A 15199-nucleotide genomic window follows, 5' to 3' on the forward strand; every position below is an offset into this window, starting at 1 on the left:
GCTCCTCAACGATAGACCAGCTCGGCGCGGCGGTTCTTCGCCCAGGCCGCCTCGTCGTGGCCGTTCTCCGCCGGGCGCTCCTCGCCGTAGCTGACCGCCTCGACCTGCGTGTTCTGCGCGCCCAGCAGCGCGAGCGACCTGGCCACCGCCTCGGCGCGGCGCTGGCCGAGCGCGAGGTTGTACTCGCGGCTGCCGCGCTCGTCGGTGTGGCCCTCGATCGAGACCTTCTTCTTGCGGTCGGCCGTCAGCACCTTGGCGTTGGCTTCCACCGTGCCGCGGAACTCGTCCTTGACGACGTAGCTGTCGAAGTCGAAGTAGACCAGGCGCGGCAGGTTGGTCAGCGCGGTGCTGTCGGTCTTGGCCACGTCGACCGGCGTGACGCGGCTCTGCGCGCCGGCGCCGCTTCCCGGCGCGACGGCGCCGCCGGTGCGGGTCTCGACCGGCGCGGGGGTCTCGGTCAGCGGCGTGCTCGAGCAGCCGGCCAGCACGAGCGCGGCCAGCGCCACGAGGGCGGCGGGGGTGGAACGCAGGGAGGTGGGGGCTTTCATCGGTGGGCTCCTCTTCGGGTCGGTGGGGAAATCGTGGATCGTTGCGGGACCGTGCGGGCCCGCCTCAGCGGCCGTACGGGCCCCAGGCGGGCTCGCGCACGTCGGCGGTGGTGGATACCAGCCGCGCCTTGATGCGGCCGTCCAGGGTGGTCGTCATCAGCACGTCGCGGCCGTCGGCACGGGTGGCATAGATGATCAGCTTGCCGTTGGGCGCGAAGCTCGGGCTCTCGTCGTCGACCGTGTCGGTCAGCGCAACGGGCTGGGCTCCGGGCGAAAGATCGAGAGTATGCAGCCGGAACACGTTGCCCGAGCGCGAGATGTAAGCAAGCGTGCGACCGTCCGGGCTGATCGCCGGGCTGACGTTGTAGCTGCCGACGAAGGTGATGCGCTCCGGGTTGCCGCCGCCCGCGCCGACGCGGTAGATCTGCGGGCCGCCGCTGCGGTCGCTGATGAAGTAGATGGTCTTGCCGTCGGCGCTGAACACCGGCTCGGTGTCGATCGACGAGCTGCTGGTCAGGCGCCGCACGTTGCCGCCGTTGCGGTCCATCAGGAACAGCTGCGAGCCGCCCTCGCGCGAGAGCGTGGCCACCATCGTGCTGCCGTCGGGCGCCCAGGCCGGCGCGCTGTTGCTGCCGCGGAAGTTGGCCACCACGCGGCGCTTGCCGGTGGCGACCTCCTGCGCGTAGATCACCGCCTTCTGGTTCTCGAAGGACACGTAGGCCAGCTCCAGCCCGTTGGGCGACCAGCTCGGCGAGATGATCGGCTCGGGGCTGTTCAGCGCCACCTGGCCACCCTCGCCGTCGGCATCGGCCACGCGCAGCGTGTAGCGCCCGCCGCCCTTGGTGACGTAGGCGATGCGGGTGGAGAACACGCCGCGGTCGCCGGTCAGCTTCTCGTAGATGATGTCGGCGATGCGGTGCGCGGCCAGGCGCAGGTCGGCCGGGTCGACGGCGCTGGCCTGGCCGCCCAGGTCGCTGCCCTTGACCACGTCCCACAGCTTGAAGCGCACGTCGTAGCGGCCGTCGGCCAGCTTGAGCATCGAGCCGGCGGCCAGCGCGTCGACGTTCTTCGCGCGCCAGTCGCTCATCACCGGCCGGCTGGTCTCGTCGAGCGCGGTGCCGTTGCCGTCGATCGGGCGGAAGTAGCCGCTGCGCTCCAGGTCGGCGCGCACGATCGCGGCCACCGGCTGCGGGGCCTTCTCCTCGTCGCGGAAGCGCGTGACGGCGATGGGCAGCTGCGTGGCACCGACGCCGGAGATCTCGACGCGGAACTGCGCCAGCGCCGCTGCGCCCGGCAGGCCCAGGCCGGCGGCGATCAATGTTCTTCTGTTCAGCATGGTGGTGGAGGCTGATCCGTTTTGCGGCAATCAGTTCAATCGTCGGTTCAATCGGCGCGCCGCACCGGCGGCTGCACGGGCGGTTTCCAGCCGGCGTCCTGCTCCCAGCGCTTGGCGTAGCGGTAGAAGGTCTGCTCGCCGTAGGCGAAGGCGATAACGAAGCCGGGCCAGCCGTCGAGCAGGCCGCGCTTGAAGATCCAGTGCTTGACGAAGGCCCAGAAGGCACTGGCCAGTGCGCGCGGCATCGACGCGCGGCCCGGCTTGACCTTGGCCGCGCCGAGATCGGAGTAGCGGTCGAACTTGCGGATCACCTCGTGCAGGTTGCGGAACGGGAACTGCCATATCGCATTCTTCAGCCGCCCGAGCGGCTTGTCCGTGAGCAGGCGGTAACCCTCGTGAACGGGCTCCAGCGTGTAGGCCATCGCGCCGCGCCGGAACAGCTGCGGCTGGCGGAAGTTCGGATACCACCCGGAGTGCCGGATCCAGCGCCCCATGAAGAAGTTGCGCCGCGGCACGAGGTAGGCATCGAGCGCGTTCGGGTCGGCCATGAGGGCGCGCACCTCGTCCCTCACCTCGGGCGTGCAGCGCTCGTCGGAATCGAGGCTGAAGATCCAGTCGCCGGTGCAGTGCGAGATGGCCTGGTTGCGCAGGTCGCCGAAGCCCTTGAACTCGACGTCGACCACGCGCGCGCCCATGCTGCGGGCGATCTCGGCCGTGCCGTCGGTGCTGTGCGAGTCGACGAGCACGATCTCGTCGGCCCACAGGGCGGTGGCGATGGCCTCGCGGATCTTCTCCGCTTCGTTGTAGGCGATGATGTAGAGCGAGACGGTCGGCATCGCGGCGCGCATTGTAGGCGCGTGCCGCAGGGGATAATCCCGGCCGCATGTCGACGCCCGCCGCGCCCGCGCCCGAGACCCCCGCCCCGATGATGCAGCGCCTTGCCCGGGTGCTGCCCTACTTCCACGACAGCCGCGGCGCGCTGGCGGTGGCGGCGCTGGGCATGGTGGTGGCGGCGCTCACCGAGCCGCTGGTGCCCGCGCTGATGAAGCCGCTGCTCGACCAGGGCTTCCAGGCCGGCGCGCTGCCGCTGTGGCTCGTGCCGCTGGTCATCGTCGGCCTGTTCGCGCTGCGCGGCGCAGCCGGCTTCGTGGCGCAGTACGCGCTGAACTGGGCCGCGCAGCGCTGCATCCTCGGCCTGCGCGGGGCGATGTTCGCGCGCCTGCTGGATGCCGCACCGCCGCTGTTCGCGCGGCAGAACGCCAGCGCGCTGACCAACACGCTGGTCTACGAGGTGCAGAACGGCGCGTTCTACGTCGTCAACTCGATGCTCTCGGCGATCAAGGACGCGCTGACGCTGATCGCACTGATGTTCTACCTGCTGTGGCTGAACTGGCAGCTGACGCTGCTGGCCGGCGTGCTGTTCCCGGCCGTCGCGGTGACCATGCGCACGCTGACGCGCCGCCTGCACCGCCTGACCGTGGACAGCCAGAAGGCCACCGATGAGCTCGCCTACGTGGTGGAGGAGAACGTGCTGGCCTGGCGCATCGTGCGGCTGCACGAGGCCGGGCCCTCGCAGCAGCGCCGCTTCGCCGACGCGAGCGAGCGGCTGCGCCGGCTGTCGATCAAGTCGGTGGTCGCGGCCGGGCTGATGACGCCGCTGACCCAGGTGCTGGCGGCGATCGCGCTGTCGACCGTGCTGACCGTCGCCCTGTGGCAGAGCCGCGCGTCGGGCACGACGATCGGCGGCTTCGTCGCCTTCATCACCGCGATGCTGATGCTGATCGCGCCGGTCAAGCGGCTGTCGGAGGTGTCGGGCTTCATCACGCGCGGGCTGGTGTCGTTCGAGCGCTCGCTGCGCCTGATCGACGAGACACCGGTCGAGCACGGCGGCACGCACGACCCGGGCCGCGCCCGCGGCGAACTGCGGCTGCAGGGCGTGAGCCTGCGCTACCGCGACGACCAGCCGCCCGCGCTGGACGGCGTGGACCTGGCGATCGCGGCCGGCGAATCCGTCGCCCTGGTCGGGCCCTCGGGCGCCGGCAAGACCAGCCTGATCAACCTGCTGCCGCGCTTCGTCGATGCCCAGGACGGCGCGGTGCTGCTCGACGGCGTGCCGCTGGCGCAATGGTCGCCGCATGCGCTGCGGCGCCAGTTCGCGCTGGTCAGCCAGGACGTGGTGCTGTTCAACGACAGCGTGGCGGCCAACGTGGCGCTCGGCCGCGAGGTGGACCGCGCGCGGGTCGAGTCCGCGCTGCGCGACGCCAACCTGTGGGACTTCGTGCAGACGCTGCCGGCCGGGATCGACAGCCCGGTGGGCCACAACGGCAGCCAGCTCTCGGGCGGGCAGCGCCAGCGCCTGGCGATCGCCCGCGCCATCTACCAGGACGCGCCGGTGCTGATCCTCGACGAGGCCACCTCGGCGCTCGATTCCGAGTCCGAGCGCCTGGTGCAGCAGGCGCTGGCGCGGCTGATGCGCGGGCGCACCAGCATCGTCATCGCGCACCGGCTCTCGACCATCGAGAACGCCGACCGCATCGTCGCGCTGGAGGCCGGGCGCGTGGTCGAGCAGGGGCCGCATGCCGAGCTGCTGGCGCGCGGCGGGCTCTACGCGCGGCTGCACGCGCTGCAATTCCGCGGCTGAGCCCCAGCACCATGCCGGGCATCGTGCGCTGGGGCCTGCTCGACGCGCTGGACGCGCGCCGCGCGCGGCTGCCGTGGCCGGGCCGGCTGCTGATCGTCGGCCCGGGCGGGCTGGGCGACACGGTGCTGGCGCTGCCCCTGCTGCGCCGCCTGCAGCAGGCGAGCCCGGGCACGCAGGTCCGCTGGCTCGGGCGGCGCGCCTACGCCGGCATCGTGCAGGCGATGGGCGTGGCCGGGTTCGAGGCCTTCGAGGACTACCCGGACGCCTTCGACCCGGCGCGCTTCGACGCGATCCTGGCGATCGGCGACCTGGGCGCCGAGTTCTTCGGCGGCGCCGAGCGCCTGGCGCGCGTACCGCTGCGCATCGGCATGACGATCGCCCGGCAGCGCCCGCGCTGGGCCAACCACCTGGTGCGCACCAGCGTGTTCGGGCGCCCGCGCCACGAGGTGCAGCGCCACCTGCGCCTGCTCGCACCTTTCGGCGCCGGCGCGCCGGCAAGCAGCGTCGAACTCGCGCACAGCCTGCAGCTGGACGCACCGGCCGCCCCATTGCCGCTGGACCTGCCCGCGACGCCGGTGGTGCTGCACCCCTATTCGATGGGCCATGCGCGCGAATGGCCCGAAGCGCACTGGCGCACGCTCGCCGGCGAACTGGCGGCGCTGCGCAGCCCGGTGGTGTTCACCGGCTCGGCCGCCGAGGGCGTGCGCTTCGCCGCCGCCTGGCCGCCGATCGAGCGGCCTGCCGGCGTGCACGACGCCTTCGGCCGGCTCGACCTGACCCAGCTTGCCGCCCTGCTCGGCCGCGCGCGCGCCATCGTCGCCTGCAGCACCGGGCCGTTGCACCTGGCGGCCGCGCTGGGCACGCCGGCACTCGGCCTGTACGTGCCGCGCAAGGGGCTCGGCATCGAGCGCTGGGCCGCACTCGGCCCGAAGGCGCTGAGCGTGCAGGTCGACCGGCATTGCCGGCGGCGGTGCCAGAATGGCGCGTGCCCCTGCATCGCGGCGCTGGACGCCGGCCACGTCGCGCGGGCGCTGCCGCCCACCCGCGCCGAGGCGCCGGATGCCCAGGCGCTCGCCCACTGGCACCAGCACCGCGGCACCGCCGCCCCGGAGATCCCATGACGCTGCCGATCAGCCGCTACCCCGTTCCCGCCCTCGACACGCTTCCGTCGGACGTGCGCGAGCGCATCCTGCAGGTGCAGGAGAAGTCGGGTTTCGTGCCCAACGTGTTCCTCGCGCTGGCGCACCGGCCCGACGAGTTCCGCGCCTTCTTCGCCTACCACGACGCGCTGATGCTGCGCCCCTCGGGCCTCTCCAAGGGCGAGAAGGAGATGATCGTGGTGGCCACCAGCGGCGCGAACCAGTGCCTCTACTGCGTGGTGGCGCATGGCGCGATCCTGCGCATCTACGAGAAGAACCCGCTGCTCGCGGACCAGGTGGCGGTGAACTACCGCAAGGCCGACATCACGCCGCGCCAGCGCGCGATGCTCGACTTCGCGCTCAAGGTCTGCCTCGATTCCGCAGCCGTCGGCGAGGACGATTTCGCCGCGCTGCGCGCACACGGCTTCAGCGACGAGGATGCCTGGGACATCGGCGCGATCACCGCACTGTTCGGGCTGTCCAACCGCATGGCCAACCTCACGTCGATGCAGCCGAATCCGGAGTTCTTCCTGCTGGGCCGCGTTCCGCGCCCATGACCGAGCGCGCCGGCGCGCCGCCGGACATCACGCCGGTGCTGGTGACCTACAACAGTGCCGGCATCCTCGGCTGGTCGCTGCCGCCGCTGGCGGACTGCCCGGCGGTGGTGGTGGTCGACAACCGCAGCGCCGACGACACCGTGGCGCGCGTGCGCGAGCTGCTGCCGGGCGCCACGCTGATCGAGGCCGGCCGCAACCTCGGCTTCGGCCGCGCCAACAACCTCGGCCTGGAGGCCGTGAGCACGCCCTGGGCGCTGCTGCACAACCCGGACGCACGGCTCGAGCCCGGCACGTTGTGGGCGCTGCACGAGGCGGCGCAACGCCACCCCGAGGCGGCCATCATCGCCCCCGCGTTGTGGGACCAGGAAGGCGACGCCCCGCCGGTGATCGCCGACTTCTTCCGCGGCCCCTGGCATGCGCCGGCGTCGCGGCCCGCGCCCGAGCCGGCGGGCGAGCTGTGCGCCGAGTTCGTCACCGGCGCGGCGATGCTGCTGAACATGGCGCTGATGCGCCGGGTGGGCTTCTTCGACCCGTGGTTCTTCCTCTACTTCGAGGACGACGAGCTGTGCCTGCGGGTGCGTGCGGCGGGCCTGCCCATCCTGGTCGTGCCGCAGGCGCGCATGCGGCACCGGGTGCGCCAGTCGAGCACGCCGAGCGCACGCACGACGCTGCGGCGCATCTACTGCATGACGCTGTCCAAGCTCTACCTGACGCGCAAGGTGTTCGGCACCGGCGCCTGCGTGGCGCTGGCGCTGCGCAGCGGGCTGGCCAGCGCACTGGCCCTGCCCTTCATGCTGCTGACGCTGCAGCGCGAGCGCGCGATGCGCCACGCCGCGCGGGCCGGAGCGGCGCTGATGGCCTGGCGCCACCTGCGCCGCGCGCACTGCTTCGAGCCCGACGCCTGATCAGGCGGGAAAGTAGCGCTCGCACTTCTCGACGAAGGCCTGCACGCTCGCGTTGCTGCGCGACTCCTGCGCCTTCAGGTGCGGCAGCAGCAGCGGCTGGGTCTCGATCGCGTGGGCGATGTCGTCGAAGCCGTAGGCCAGGCCGTAGCGGTCCTTCGGGTCCGGGTACCACTGTTCCTTCGTGACGCCGGGCTCGGGCACGACGATCGAGACGCAGCCGCACAGCGCCGCGTACAGCGAGTACATGGTGTAGGCGTCGTACGAGATGCAGGTCTGCACGCGGTTGAACACCTGGGCGAGCTGCGAATGCGGCAGCTTGTCGACCAGCACCGAGTCCTTCAGGTCGTGCACCAGCGTGCGGCCCTTGCCCTTGCGCAGGATGTAGGCGCTGCCGCGGCGCGCGCCGGTGTTGACGGTCTTGTAGACGTCGTCGCGTACCCAGACGGTCTTGAGCAGGTTGTCGCCGCCGTCGGGGTTGAGCGCCGGGTCGTCGAAGGCCTTCTGGTAGAAGAAGTAGCGGTCGTCGGGGCCGTACTCGACCCGGCCCTTGTGGAAGCCCGGCTTGTGCAGCAGCCAGCGCACCACGTGCCGCGCGCGCAGAGGGTTGCCGTGCACGATCTCGGGGTAGACGACGATCGCGCCTTCCAGGTCGGCCCGCGTGGCCAGCGGTGTGTGAAACACCGGGCAGGTGCGATACGGGCGGCGCCAGGCGCGGCGGTACCAGCGCCAGGCGGCCAGCGCGTACTCGCCGCGGTGCGCCTCGTCGTAGAGCGGCTTGCGCGCCGGCCACAGCCGCGCCTGCTGGCCGCCGCGGTTCAGCAGGTCGCACAGCCGGTGCAGCGCGATCACGCCGCCGTTGTTCTCGTCGAAGCTGTCGGCGAAGACGATGAAGCGGCGGGGCATCTCAGCCGGAGGTTCGGCCCGCGAGCCGCTCGCGCAGCGCCGGGCCCTGCCCGACCATCAGCGCCAGCAGGTCGCACAGGCGCTGGATGTCCTCGCCCGACACGCCGGTGCCGGTGGGCAGGATCAGCAGCCTGGCGGCCACCGCGTCGGTGTGCGGCAGGCGTGCCGCGGCGCGCGGGTAGAGCGTGCGGTAGGGCTCCATGCGGTGGCAGCCGGGCCAGAAGTACTTGCGCGCCATCACGTTCTCGGCCCACAGCGCCTCGACCAACTGGTCGCGGCTCGGCCCGCCCGGCGCCGGCGTGTACTCGACCACCACGTACTGCCAGTTGCAGCGCTCGGCCTCGTCGTAGGCGAACAGCTGCATGCCGGGGATGCACGCCAGCCGTTCCCGGTAGGCGTGGTGGTTGCGCCGGTTCGTCTCGACGAACTCGGGCAGCGCGCGCAGCGAGGTCAGGCCCATCGCGGCCGACACCTCGCTCATCTTGCCGTTGGTGCCGATGTGCACCACGTTGTCGTAGCCGGCGAAGCCGAAGTTGGTCATCAGCCGGATCTTCTTCGCCAGCGCGTCGTCGTCCGTCGCGATCGCGCCGCCCTCGAAGGAGTTGAAGAACTTGGTGGCGTGGAAGCTGAACACCTCGGCCCGGCCGAAGCCGCCGATCATGCGGCCGCGGTGCGAGCAGCCGAAGGCATGCGCCGCATCGAACATCAGGTGCAGGCCGTGGCGCCGCGCGATGTCGTCCAGCGCGTCGATGTTGCACTCGCGGCCCCAGACGTGCACGCCGAGGATGCCGGTGGTGCGGTCGGTGATCAGCTTCTCCACCTCCACCGGGTCGAGCACGTGGGTGGCCGGGTCGATGTCACAGAACACCGGCGTGATCTGCTGCCACTGCAGCGCGTGCGCGGTGGCGATGAAGGTCATCGCCGGCACGATCACCTCGCCGCTCATCGGCAGCGCGCGGATCGCGATCTCCAGGCCGATGGTCGCGTTGCAGACGGCGATGACGTTGCGCACGCCGAGGAAGGCGGCCAGTTCGCGCTCGAGCTCCTGCACGCACTCGCCGTTGTTGGTGAACCAGCGCGAATCGAGGATGCGCTCGACACGCTGCAGGAAGTAGGCGCGGTCGCCCAGGTTGGGCTGGCCGACGTGCAGCTTGCGCTCGAAGGCCGGCGCGCCGCCGAACACGGCCAGCGCGTCGAGCGAGGACTTGGTCGCGGTGCTCAAGCGTTCATCCCTTCCTGGCCAGCGGCGCCGCCGGATTGCCCACCACGGTGGCGCCGGGCGGCACGCTCTTCGTGACCACCGCGCCCATGCCGACCACCGCGCCGGCGCCGATCACCACCGGCCGGTCCGGCGCGCCCTCGCGCAGCACGGCGCCGGTGCCGATGTAGGCATGGTCCTCGATGCGCACGCGGCCGTTGCACATCACGCCCGGCGCGAAGGTGACGAAGTCGCCGATCACGCAGTCGTGCGCCACGTACGAGTAGATGTTGGCGTGAAAGAAGCGGCCGATGGTCGCGTTGGAGGTCACGGTCGTGAACGGGCACAGGATCGCGCCCTCGCCGATGCGGTTGCCCGCAAGCTGCACGCTGTTGGCCGCCACCACGTCGAACGGCGCCGCGCCCGCGGCGATGAAGCGGTCGGCGATGCGCCGGCGCGCCTGGTGGTCGGCGATGGCGATGTTGAAGCGGCGCTCGCCGCCCGCGGCGAGGAAGGTCTCGGCGTCGAGCACGCGGTGGCCGTTGACCGGCCCGGCGGCGCCGAACTCGACCACGAACACCGCCTCGAATTCGCCCGGCGCATGCCGCGCCGCGAGCATCTGCTGCGCGACGGGCATCACCTCGCGGCCGAAGCCGCCGGCGCCGACGATGCCGTACAGGATCATGACGGGTCTCCTGGCTGAACGGTGCGCTACATCAGCACGATGTCGTACTGCTCCGGCGAGGCAAACGGCTCGGAGCGCAGCGAGATCGGCTTGCCGATGAAGTCGGAGAGCCCCGCCAGGTGCTGCGACTCCTCGTCCAGCAGCATCTCCACCACCGCCGCGCTGGCGATGACGCGGAACTCCTTCGGGTTGAACTGGCGCGCCTCACGCAGGATCTCGCGCAGGATGTCGTAGCACACGCTGCGCGCCGTCTTCACCTGGCCCTTGCCTTCGCAGGTGGGGCAAGGCTGGCACAGCATGTGCGCCAGGCTCTCGCGCGTGCGCTTGCGTGTCATCTCGACGAGCCCCAGCTGCGTGAAGCCGCTCACCGTGATCTTGGTGCGGTCGCGCGCCAGCTGCTTGCGCAGCTCGGCCAGCACCGCGGTCTGGTGCTCCTCGCGCGCCATGTCGATGAAGTCGATGATGATGATGCCGCCCAGGTTGCGCAGCCGCAGCTGGCGCGCGATGGCCAGCGCCGCCTCGAGGTTGGTCTTGAAGATCGTGTCGTCGAAGTTGCGCGCGCCGACGAAGCCGCCGGTGTTGACGTCGATCGTCGTCAGCGCCTCGGTCTGGTCGATGATCAGGTAGCCGCCGCTCTTCAGGTCCACGCGCCGCGCGAGCGCCTTGGCGATCTCGGCGTCGATGTTGAACAGGTCGAAGATCGGCCGCTCGCCGCGGTAGTGCTCGAGCTTGCCGGCCGAGCCCGGCGTGTACTCCTCGCCGAAGGCCTTCAGGATGTCGAACTGCATCTTCGAGTCGATGCGGATCGAGGCCGTCTGGTCGTTGGCCAGGTCGCGCAGCACCCGCTCGACCAGGCTCAGGTCCTGGTGCAGCAGCGTGCCCGGCGGCGAGCTGAAGCCCTTCTCGCGCACCGCAGCCCAGGTCTTGCGGAGATACGCGATGTCGTCGGCGAGCTCCTCGTCGCTCGCCTCCTCCGCGTTGGTGCGCAGGATGAATCCGCCGGTGGCGCCGCCGTCGGGCCGCGCGGCCAGTCGCGTCATGCGCGTGCGCAGCTGCTCGCGCAGCTCGTGCGAGCCGATCTTCTGCGAGATGCCGATGTGGTCGTCCTGCGGCAGGAACACCAGCAGCCGGCCGGCGATGCTGATCTGCGTGGACAGCCGCGCGCCCTTGGTGCCGATGGCGTCCTTGATGACCTGCACCATCAGCGTCTGGCCCTCGAACACCAGGCGCTCGATCGGCGCCGGCGGCAGGTTGCCGTTCTCGCCGCGCGGCGGCGTGCCGGGCACGTGCACGTCGGCCACGTGCAGGAAGGCGGCGCGCTCCAGGCCGATGTCGACGAAGGCCGACTGCATGCCCGGCAGCACGCGGGCCACCTTGCCGGCGTAGATGTTGCCGACCAGCCCGCGCTCGAGCGCGCGCTCGAGGTGCAGCTCCTGCACCGCGCCGTTCTCGACGATGGCCACCCGCGTCTCCTGCGGGGCCCAGTTGATCAGGATGTCTTGCATGGGCCGGTGATTCCTCGGCGCGGTCAGAAGCGCACGCCGGCGTGCCTCAGCAGCTGGGCCGTCTCGAACAACGGCAGACCCATGATACCGGAGTAGCTACCCTCGATGCGCTCGATGAAGGCCGCGATGCCGCTCTGGATCGCGTACGCGCCAGCCTTGCCGAAGGGCTCGCCGCCGGCGATGTAGCGCTCGATCTCGGCCGCCGGGATGCGTGCGAAGCGGACCTTCGAGTCGCTCAGCGCATAGCGCGCACGCCGACCGTCGTGCACGCCCACCGCGGTCATCACGCGGTGGGTGCGGCCGGACAGGCGCTGCAGCATCTCGCGTGCCTGCACCGCGTCCAGCGGCTTGCCGAGGATGCGCTGTCCGATCGCCACGGTGGTGTCGGCGCACAGCACCGGCGCCTTCGGCCGCCCGCTGGCGGCCAGGCGCAGCACCGCGGCGCGCAGCTTCGCGCGCGTCACGCGCCGCACGTAGTCGACGGGGGCCTCGCCGGCGCGCTCGGCCTCCAGCGCCTCGGCGTCCTCGTCGGGGCCGGGCAGCAGCAGCGAGTGCGCGACGCCGATCTGCTCGAGCAGCTGGCGTCGGCGCGGGCTCTGGGAGGCAAGGTAGACGAGGCTCATTCGCGGTGATAAGGGTGGTTCACGGTGACGGTCCAGGCACGGTACAGCGCCTCGGCGAGCAGCACGCGCACGAAGGCGTGCGGCAGCGTCAGGTCCGACAGGCGCAGCGTGTCGTCGGCGCTGGCCTTGAGTGCGGGGGCGAGGCCGTCCGGGCCGCCGACCAGCAGCGCCACGTCGCGCCCGTCGCGCATCCAGGCCTGCAGGCGCTGCGCCAGCTGCACGGTGGCGAGGCGCTCGCCGCGTTCGTCGAGCACCACGCGGCGCGCGCCCTTGGGAATGGCCGCCTCGAGGCGCAGCGCCTCGGCGGCCATCAGCTGCTCGGGCGTCTTGCCGCCGCGCGGCTCGGCCTTGACGGCCTTCAGCTCGAGCCGCAGCTCGGGCGGGAAGCGCTTGGCGAATTCCTCGTAGGCCGTCTCGGCCCAGGCCGGCTGGCGTTGCCCGACGGCCGCCAGCACCAGCTTCATCGCGCGCGCGGGCGCGCCGGGGCCTTCTTCGCCGCAGGGGTCTTCTTCGCAGCGACCTTCTTGGCCGGGGCCTTCTTGGCCGGCGCCTTCTTCGCCGGGGCCTTCCTGGCGGCAGCCGCCGTCGCCGGCACCTTCTTCGCGGCGGTCTTCTTCGCCGGCGCCTTCTTGGCCGCGGCCTTCTTCGCCGGTGCGTCACCCGCCGCCTTGACGAGCTTCAGCGGCTCGGGCTCGACCTTCATCTTGACCTGCTTGCCGCCCCAGATCTCCTCGAGGTGGTAGTAGTCGCGGATCGCGGGCTGCATCACGTGCACGACGGCGGCGCCACAGTCGACGATGATCCACTCGCCGTTGTCCTCGCCTTCCATGCGGGGGACCGGGCCGCCCTTGGCCTTGACTGCGTCGCGCACGCTGGAGGCCAGCGCCTTGGTCTGCCGGTTGCTCGTGCCCGACGCGATGATCACGCGTTCGAACAGCGGCGAGAGGTGTTCGGTGTTGAAGACGACGATGTTGTGGGCCTTGACGTCTTCCAGTCCGTCGACGATGGCGCGCTGCAGCTTGCGGATGTCCAGTTTGTGCTCCTCGTTACCCCGGGCGATAGAGGTGGTGCCGGTCAATATAGCTCGCGACGCCGGGCGGCACCAGATCGGTGATCGGCGCACCGGCGGCGACGCGGTCACGGATCACGCTGGCCGAGACGTCCATCGGCGGCAGCGCCACGGCGGCCACCGGCACGGCGCGCAGTTCGGCGCTGGCCGGCACGGCGGCACCCGGGCGCTGCGCCACGGCGAGGGTCACGCGGGCGAGCAGGTCGCGCCAGTCGTGCCAGCTGGGCAGGCCGGCGTACTGGTCCGCGCCGACCAGGAGGAACCACTGCGCGCCGGGCTGGCGCGCCTGCAGCGCACGCACGGTGTCGATGGTGTAGCTCGGCCCGCTGCGCTCGAGCTCGCAGCGCTCCAGGACGAAGCGCGGCTCGCCTGCGATGGCCTCGCGCACCATCGCCTCGCGCTGCGCGGCCGGGGTGATGGCGCGCACCTTCTGGTACGGCTGGCCGGCCGGGATCCAGCGCAGTTCGTCGAGCGCGAGGTCCACCAGCGCACGATGGGCCAGTGCAACGTGGGCGTTGTGCGGCGGATCGAAGGTGCCGCCGAACAGGCCGATCCGACGTCCGCTCAAGCCGCCTGCCAGTCGGCCCAGTCACGCGGCCGCAGGAACTCGCTGTACAGCCGCGCCTCGGGCGTGCCGGCCTCCGGCTTCCAGTCGTAGCGCCACTTCACGATCGGCGGCATCGACATCAGGATGCTCTCGGTACGCCCGCCCGACTGCAGGCCGAACAGCGTGCCGCGGTCGAACACCAGGTTGAACTCGACGTAGCGCCCGCGCCGGTAGGCCTGGAAGTCGCGCTCGCGTTCGCCGTAGGGCGTGTCGCGCCGGCGCTCGACGATCGGGAGGTAGGCGCTCAGAAAGGCATCGCCCACGGCACGCGTCATCGCGAAGCTGCGCTCGAAGCCGAGCTCGGCGAAGTCGTCGTAGAACACGCCGCCGATGCCGCGCGGCTCGCCGCGGTGCTTGAGGAAGAAGTACTCGTCGCACCAGCGCTTGAAGCGCGGGTACTTGTCCTCGCCGAAGGGTGCCAGCGCGTCGCGGCAGCTGCGGTGGAAATGCGCCGCATCCTCCTCGACGCCGTAGTAGGGCGTCAGGTCCATGCCGCCGCCGAACCAGGCCACCGGCTCGCGGCCCTGCGGCAGCGCGGCGAAGAAGCGCACGTTCATGTGCACCGTGGGCACATGCGGGTTGCGCGGGTGGAACACCAGCGAGACCCCGAGCGCCTCGAACGGCGCGCCGGCCAGCTCGGGCCGGTGCGCCGTGGCCGAGGGCGGCATCGACTGGCCCTTGACGTGGCTGAAGTTGCAGCCGCCGCGCTCGAGCAGGTGGCCCTCCTCGACCAGGCGCGACAGGCCGTCGCCCTCGAGGCGGCCGCCGGTCGGACGCGTCCAGCCGTCGCTGAGGAAGGGCTTGCCGTCGGCGCTCTGCGCGGCACTGACGATGCGCTCCTGCAGGTCGAGCAGGTAGGCGCGGACGGCCGGGATGTCGATCATGGCTTGAGGCGGATGGGTGAGGCCTGCGCGGGGCGCAGGCCGGTGCAGGAACCGAGTGTCGCGCCGATCGCGGCCAGGTCGGCCTCGCGGTCGCCGCCGAGCGCCAGGAACCCCTTGAAGCCGACTTCGCGGCGCGCGAAGTCGAGGCACACCAGGCCGAGCGGCACCTGCGCCGCCAATGCCACGTGGTAGAAGCCCGAGCGCCAGCCGTCGGTGTGCTTGCGCGTGCCCTCCGGCGCCAGCGCCAGCCACAGGAAGCGGCCGTCGCGCCGCGCGTCGCGCAGCGATTGCGCCATCTGCCCGACGATGCCGTGGGCGCTGGCGCGGTCCACCGGCACGCCGCCCAGCCAGCGCATCCAGCGCCCGAGCAGCGGAATGCGGAACAGCGAGTCCTTGCCCCAGAAGGTGACCGGGATGCCGATGCCCCACTTGGCGAGCAGCCCGACGACGAAGTCCCAGTTCGAGGTGTGCGGATAGACGATCGCCACGCCCTGCGCCGCGGGCAGCCCATCGAACAGGATGCGCCAGCCGGCCAGGCGCAGCAGCGCGCGCGCCAGCGCGCTGCCGCGCAACTGGACCGGGCGCTCGGTCAATTCGAG

Annotated in this window: 17 protein-coding genes; 4 read left to right on the plus strand and 13 right to left on the minus strand. The window is 71.6% G+C overall.

Features of this window, described 5'->3' with window-relative positions:
- Positions 1 to 5 precede the first annotated feature (5 nt).
- The 3 genes from pal to D9C15_RS08575 all read right to left on the minus strand — a co-directional run bounded on the left by pal (position 6) and on the right by D9C15_RS08575 (position 2720).
- Positions 6 to 548, minus strand: coding sequence for a peptidoglycan-associated lipoprotein Pal (gene pal, locus D9C15_RS08565; protein WP_127997031.1), 543 nt, complete (start codon positions 546 to 548; stop codon positions 6 to 8).
- 64 nt (positions 549 to 612) lie between these two features.
- Positions 613 to 1884, minus strand: a complete 1272-nt coding sequence (gene tolB, locus D9C15_RS08570; protein ID WP_127997032.1) for a Tol-Pal system beta propeller repeat protein TolB — start codon at positions 1882 to 1884, stop codon at positions 613 to 615.
- 47 nt (positions 1885 to 1931) lie between these two features.
- Positions 1932 to 2720 (minus strand): glycosyltransferase family 2 protein, encoded by a 789-nt coding sequence (locus D9C15_RS08575; RefSeq protein ID WP_127997033.1) that lies wholly within the window; start codon positions 2718 to 2720, stop codon positions 1932 to 1934.
- A gap of 47 nt (positions 2721 to 2767) precedes the next feature.
- Here D9C15_RS08575 and msbA point away from each other — a divergent pair, with 47 nt between their 5' ends.
- Genes msbA through D9C15_RS08595 form a run of 4 tightly spaced genes read left to right on the plus strand, consistent with a single transcriptional unit; the run spans position 2768 to position 7126 of the window.
- Complete coding sequence (gene msbA / locus D9C15_RS08580; protein WP_127997034.1) at positions 2768 to 4525, plus strand: lipid A export permease/ATP-binding protein MsbA; 1758 nt, start codon at positions 2768 to 2770, stop codon at positions 4523 to 4525.
- A gap of 11 nt (positions 4526 to 4536) precedes the next feature.
- Positions 4537 to 5646 carry a glycosyltransferase family 9 protein gene (locus tag D9C15_RS08585; RefSeq protein WP_127997035.1) on the plus strand — a complete coding sequence of 370 codons (1110 nt, stop codon included), beginning with the start codon at positions 4537 to 4539 and terminating at the stop codon, positions 5644 to 5646.
- Positions 5643 to 6221 (plus strand): peroxidase-related enzyme, encoded by a 579-nt coding sequence (locus D9C15_RS08590; protein WP_127997036.1) that lies wholly within the window; start codon positions 5643 to 5645, stop codon positions 6219 to 6221. Before D9C15_RS08585 ends, D9C15_RS08590 begins: the two co-directional genes overlap by 4 nt.
- A complete protein-coding gene (locus D9C15_RS08595; RefSeq protein ID WP_127997037.1) occupies positions 6218 to 7126 on the plus strand; it encodes a glycosyltransferase family 2 protein in 909 nt (302 codons plus the stop codon). The genes D9C15_RS08590 and D9C15_RS08595 overlap by 4 nt, the downstream gene beginning before the upstream one ends.
- Here the strand turns inward: D9C15_RS08595 and D9C15_RS08600 are convergent, their stop codons facing one another.
- Genes D9C15_RS08600 through D9C15_RS08645 form a run of 10 tightly spaced genes read right to left on the minus strand, consistent with a single transcriptional unit; the run spans position 7127 to position 15193 of the window.
- On the minus strand, positions 7127 to 8029 hold the full coding sequence (locus D9C15_RS08600) for a hypothetical protein (protein ID WP_127997038.1): 903 nt from the start codon (positions 8027 to 8029) through the stop codon (positions 7127 to 7129).
- A 1-nt stretch (position 8030) separates the two neighbouring features.
- The gene (locus D9C15_RS08605) at positions 8031 to 9251 is read right to left on the minus strand and encodes an aminotransferase class I/II-fold pyridoxal phosphate-dependent enzyme (RefSeq protein ID WP_127997039.1); all 1221 of its coding nucleotides are present in this window, start codon (positions 9249 to 9251) and stop codon (positions 8031 to 8033) included.
- A 4-nt stretch (positions 9252 to 9255) separates the two neighbouring features.
- On the minus strand, positions 9256 to 9912 hold the full coding sequence (locus D9C15_RS08610) for an acetyltransferase (protein WP_127997040.1): 657 nt from the start codon (positions 9910 to 9912) through the stop codon (positions 9256 to 9258).
- Positions 9913 to 9938: 26 nt separating this feature from the next.
- Positions 9939 to 11417, minus strand: a complete 1479-nt coding sequence (gene rng, locus D9C15_RS08615) for a ribonuclease G (protein ID WP_127997041.1) — start codon at positions 11415 to 11417, stop codon at positions 9939 to 9941.
- A 23-nt stretch (positions 11418 to 11440) separates the two neighbouring features.
- Positions 11441 to 12040, minus strand: a complete 600-nt coding sequence (locus tag D9C15_RS08620) for a Maf family protein (RefSeq protein ID WP_127997042.1) — start codon at positions 12038 to 12040, stop codon at positions 11441 to 11443.
- Positions 12037 to 12504 carry a 23S rRNA (pseudouridine(1915)-N(3))-methyltransferase RlmH gene (rlmH, locus tag D9C15_RS08625; protein ID WP_127997043.1) on the minus strand — a complete coding sequence of 156 codons (468 nt, stop codon included), beginning with the start codon at positions 12502 to 12504 and terminating at the stop codon, positions 12037 to 12039. Before rlmH ends, D9C15_RS08620 begins: the two co-directional genes overlap by 4 nt.
- On the minus strand, positions 12501 to 13181 hold the full coding sequence (gene rsfS, locus D9C15_RS08630; protein WP_310734466.1) for a ribosome silencing factor: 681 nt from the start codon (positions 13179 to 13181) through the stop codon (positions 12501 to 12503). The genes rlmH and rsfS overlap by 4 nt, the downstream gene beginning before the upstream one ends.
- Positions 13087 to 13677, minus strand: a complete 591-nt coding sequence (gene nadD / locus D9C15_RS08635; protein WP_127997044.1) for a nicotinate-nucleotide adenylyltransferase — start codon at positions 13675 to 13677, stop codon at positions 13087 to 13089. Before nadD ends, rsfS begins: the two co-directional genes overlap by 95 nt.
- On the minus strand, positions 13674 to 14600 hold the full coding sequence (gene hemF / locus D9C15_RS08640; RefSeq protein WP_127997045.1) for an oxygen-dependent coproporphyrinogen oxidase: 927 nt from the start codon (positions 14598 to 14600) through the stop codon (positions 13674 to 13676). Before hemF ends, nadD begins: the two co-directional genes overlap by 4 nt.
- Positions 14597 to 15193 (minus strand): 1-acyl-sn-glycerol-3-phosphate acyltransferase, encoded by a 597-nt coding sequence (locus D9C15_RS08645; RefSeq protein WP_240668336.1) that lies wholly within the window; start codon positions 15191 to 15193, stop codon positions 14597 to 14599. Before D9C15_RS08645 ends, hemF begins: the two co-directional genes overlap by 4 nt.
- Positions 15194 to 15199: the final 6 nt, after the last annotated feature.

Origin of the sequence: Piscinibacter defluvii, from assembly GCF_004011805.1 — a bacterium.
GTDB lineage: Bacteria > Pseudomonadota > Gammaproteobacteria > Burkholderiales > Burkholderiaceae_C > Piscinibacter > Piscinibacter defluvii.

Excerpts from the sequence above, each read along its gene's own strand:
- D9C15_RS08595 (WP_127997037.1), top strand. The coding sequence starts at position 6,218 with ATGACCGAGCGCGCCGGCGCGCCGCCGGACATCACGCCGGTGCTGGTG.
- rng (WP_127997041.1), bottom strand. The coding sequence starts at position 11,417 with ATGCAAGACATCCTGATCAACTGGGCCCCGCAGGAGACGCGGGTGGCC.
- D9C15_RS08590 (WP_127997036.1), top strand. The coding sequence starts at position 5,643 with ATGACGCTGCCGATCAGCCGCTACCCCGTTCCCGCCCTCGACACGCTT.
- D9C15_RS08575 (WP_127997033.1), bottom strand. The coding sequence starts at position 2,720 with ATGCCGACCGTCTCGCTCTACATCATCGCCTACAACGAAGCGGAGAAG.
- D9C15_RS08600 (WP_127997038.1), bottom strand. The coding sequence starts at position 8,029 with ATGCCCCGCCGCTTCATCGTCTTCGCCGACAGCTTCGACGAGAACAAC.
- D9C15_RS08585 (WP_127997035.1), top strand. The coding sequence starts at position 4,537 with ATGCCGGGCATCGTGCGCTGGGGCCTGCTCGACGCGCTGGACGCGCGC.
- D9C15_RS08620 (WP_127997042.1), bottom strand. The coding sequence starts at position 12,040 with ATGAGCCTCGTCTACCTTGCCTCCCAGAGCCCGCGCCGACGCCAGCTG.
- tolB (WP_127997032.1), bottom strand. The coding sequence starts at position 1,884 with ATGCTGAACAGAAGAACATTGATCGCCGCCGGCCTGGGCCTGCCGGGC.
- hemF (WP_127997045.1), bottom strand. The coding sequence starts at position 14,600 with ATGATCGACATCCCGGCCGTCCGCGCCTACCTGCTCGACCTGCAGGAG.
- msbA (WP_127997034.1), top strand. The coding sequence starts at position 2,768 with ATGTCGACGCCCGCCGCGCCCGCGCCCGAGACCCCCGCCCCGATGATG.
- rlmH (WP_127997043.1), bottom strand. The coding sequence starts at position 12,504 with ATGAAGCTGGTGCTGGCGGCCGTCGGGCAACGCCAGCCGGCCTGGGCC.
- pal (WP_127997031.1), bottom strand. The coding sequence starts at position 548 with ATGAAAGCCCCCACCTCCCTGCGTTCCACCCCCGCCGCCCTCGTGGCG.
- D9C15_RS08610 (WP_127997040.1), bottom strand. The coding sequence starts at position 9,912 with ATGATCCTGTACGGCATCGTCGGCGCCGGCGGCTTCGGCCGCGAGGTG.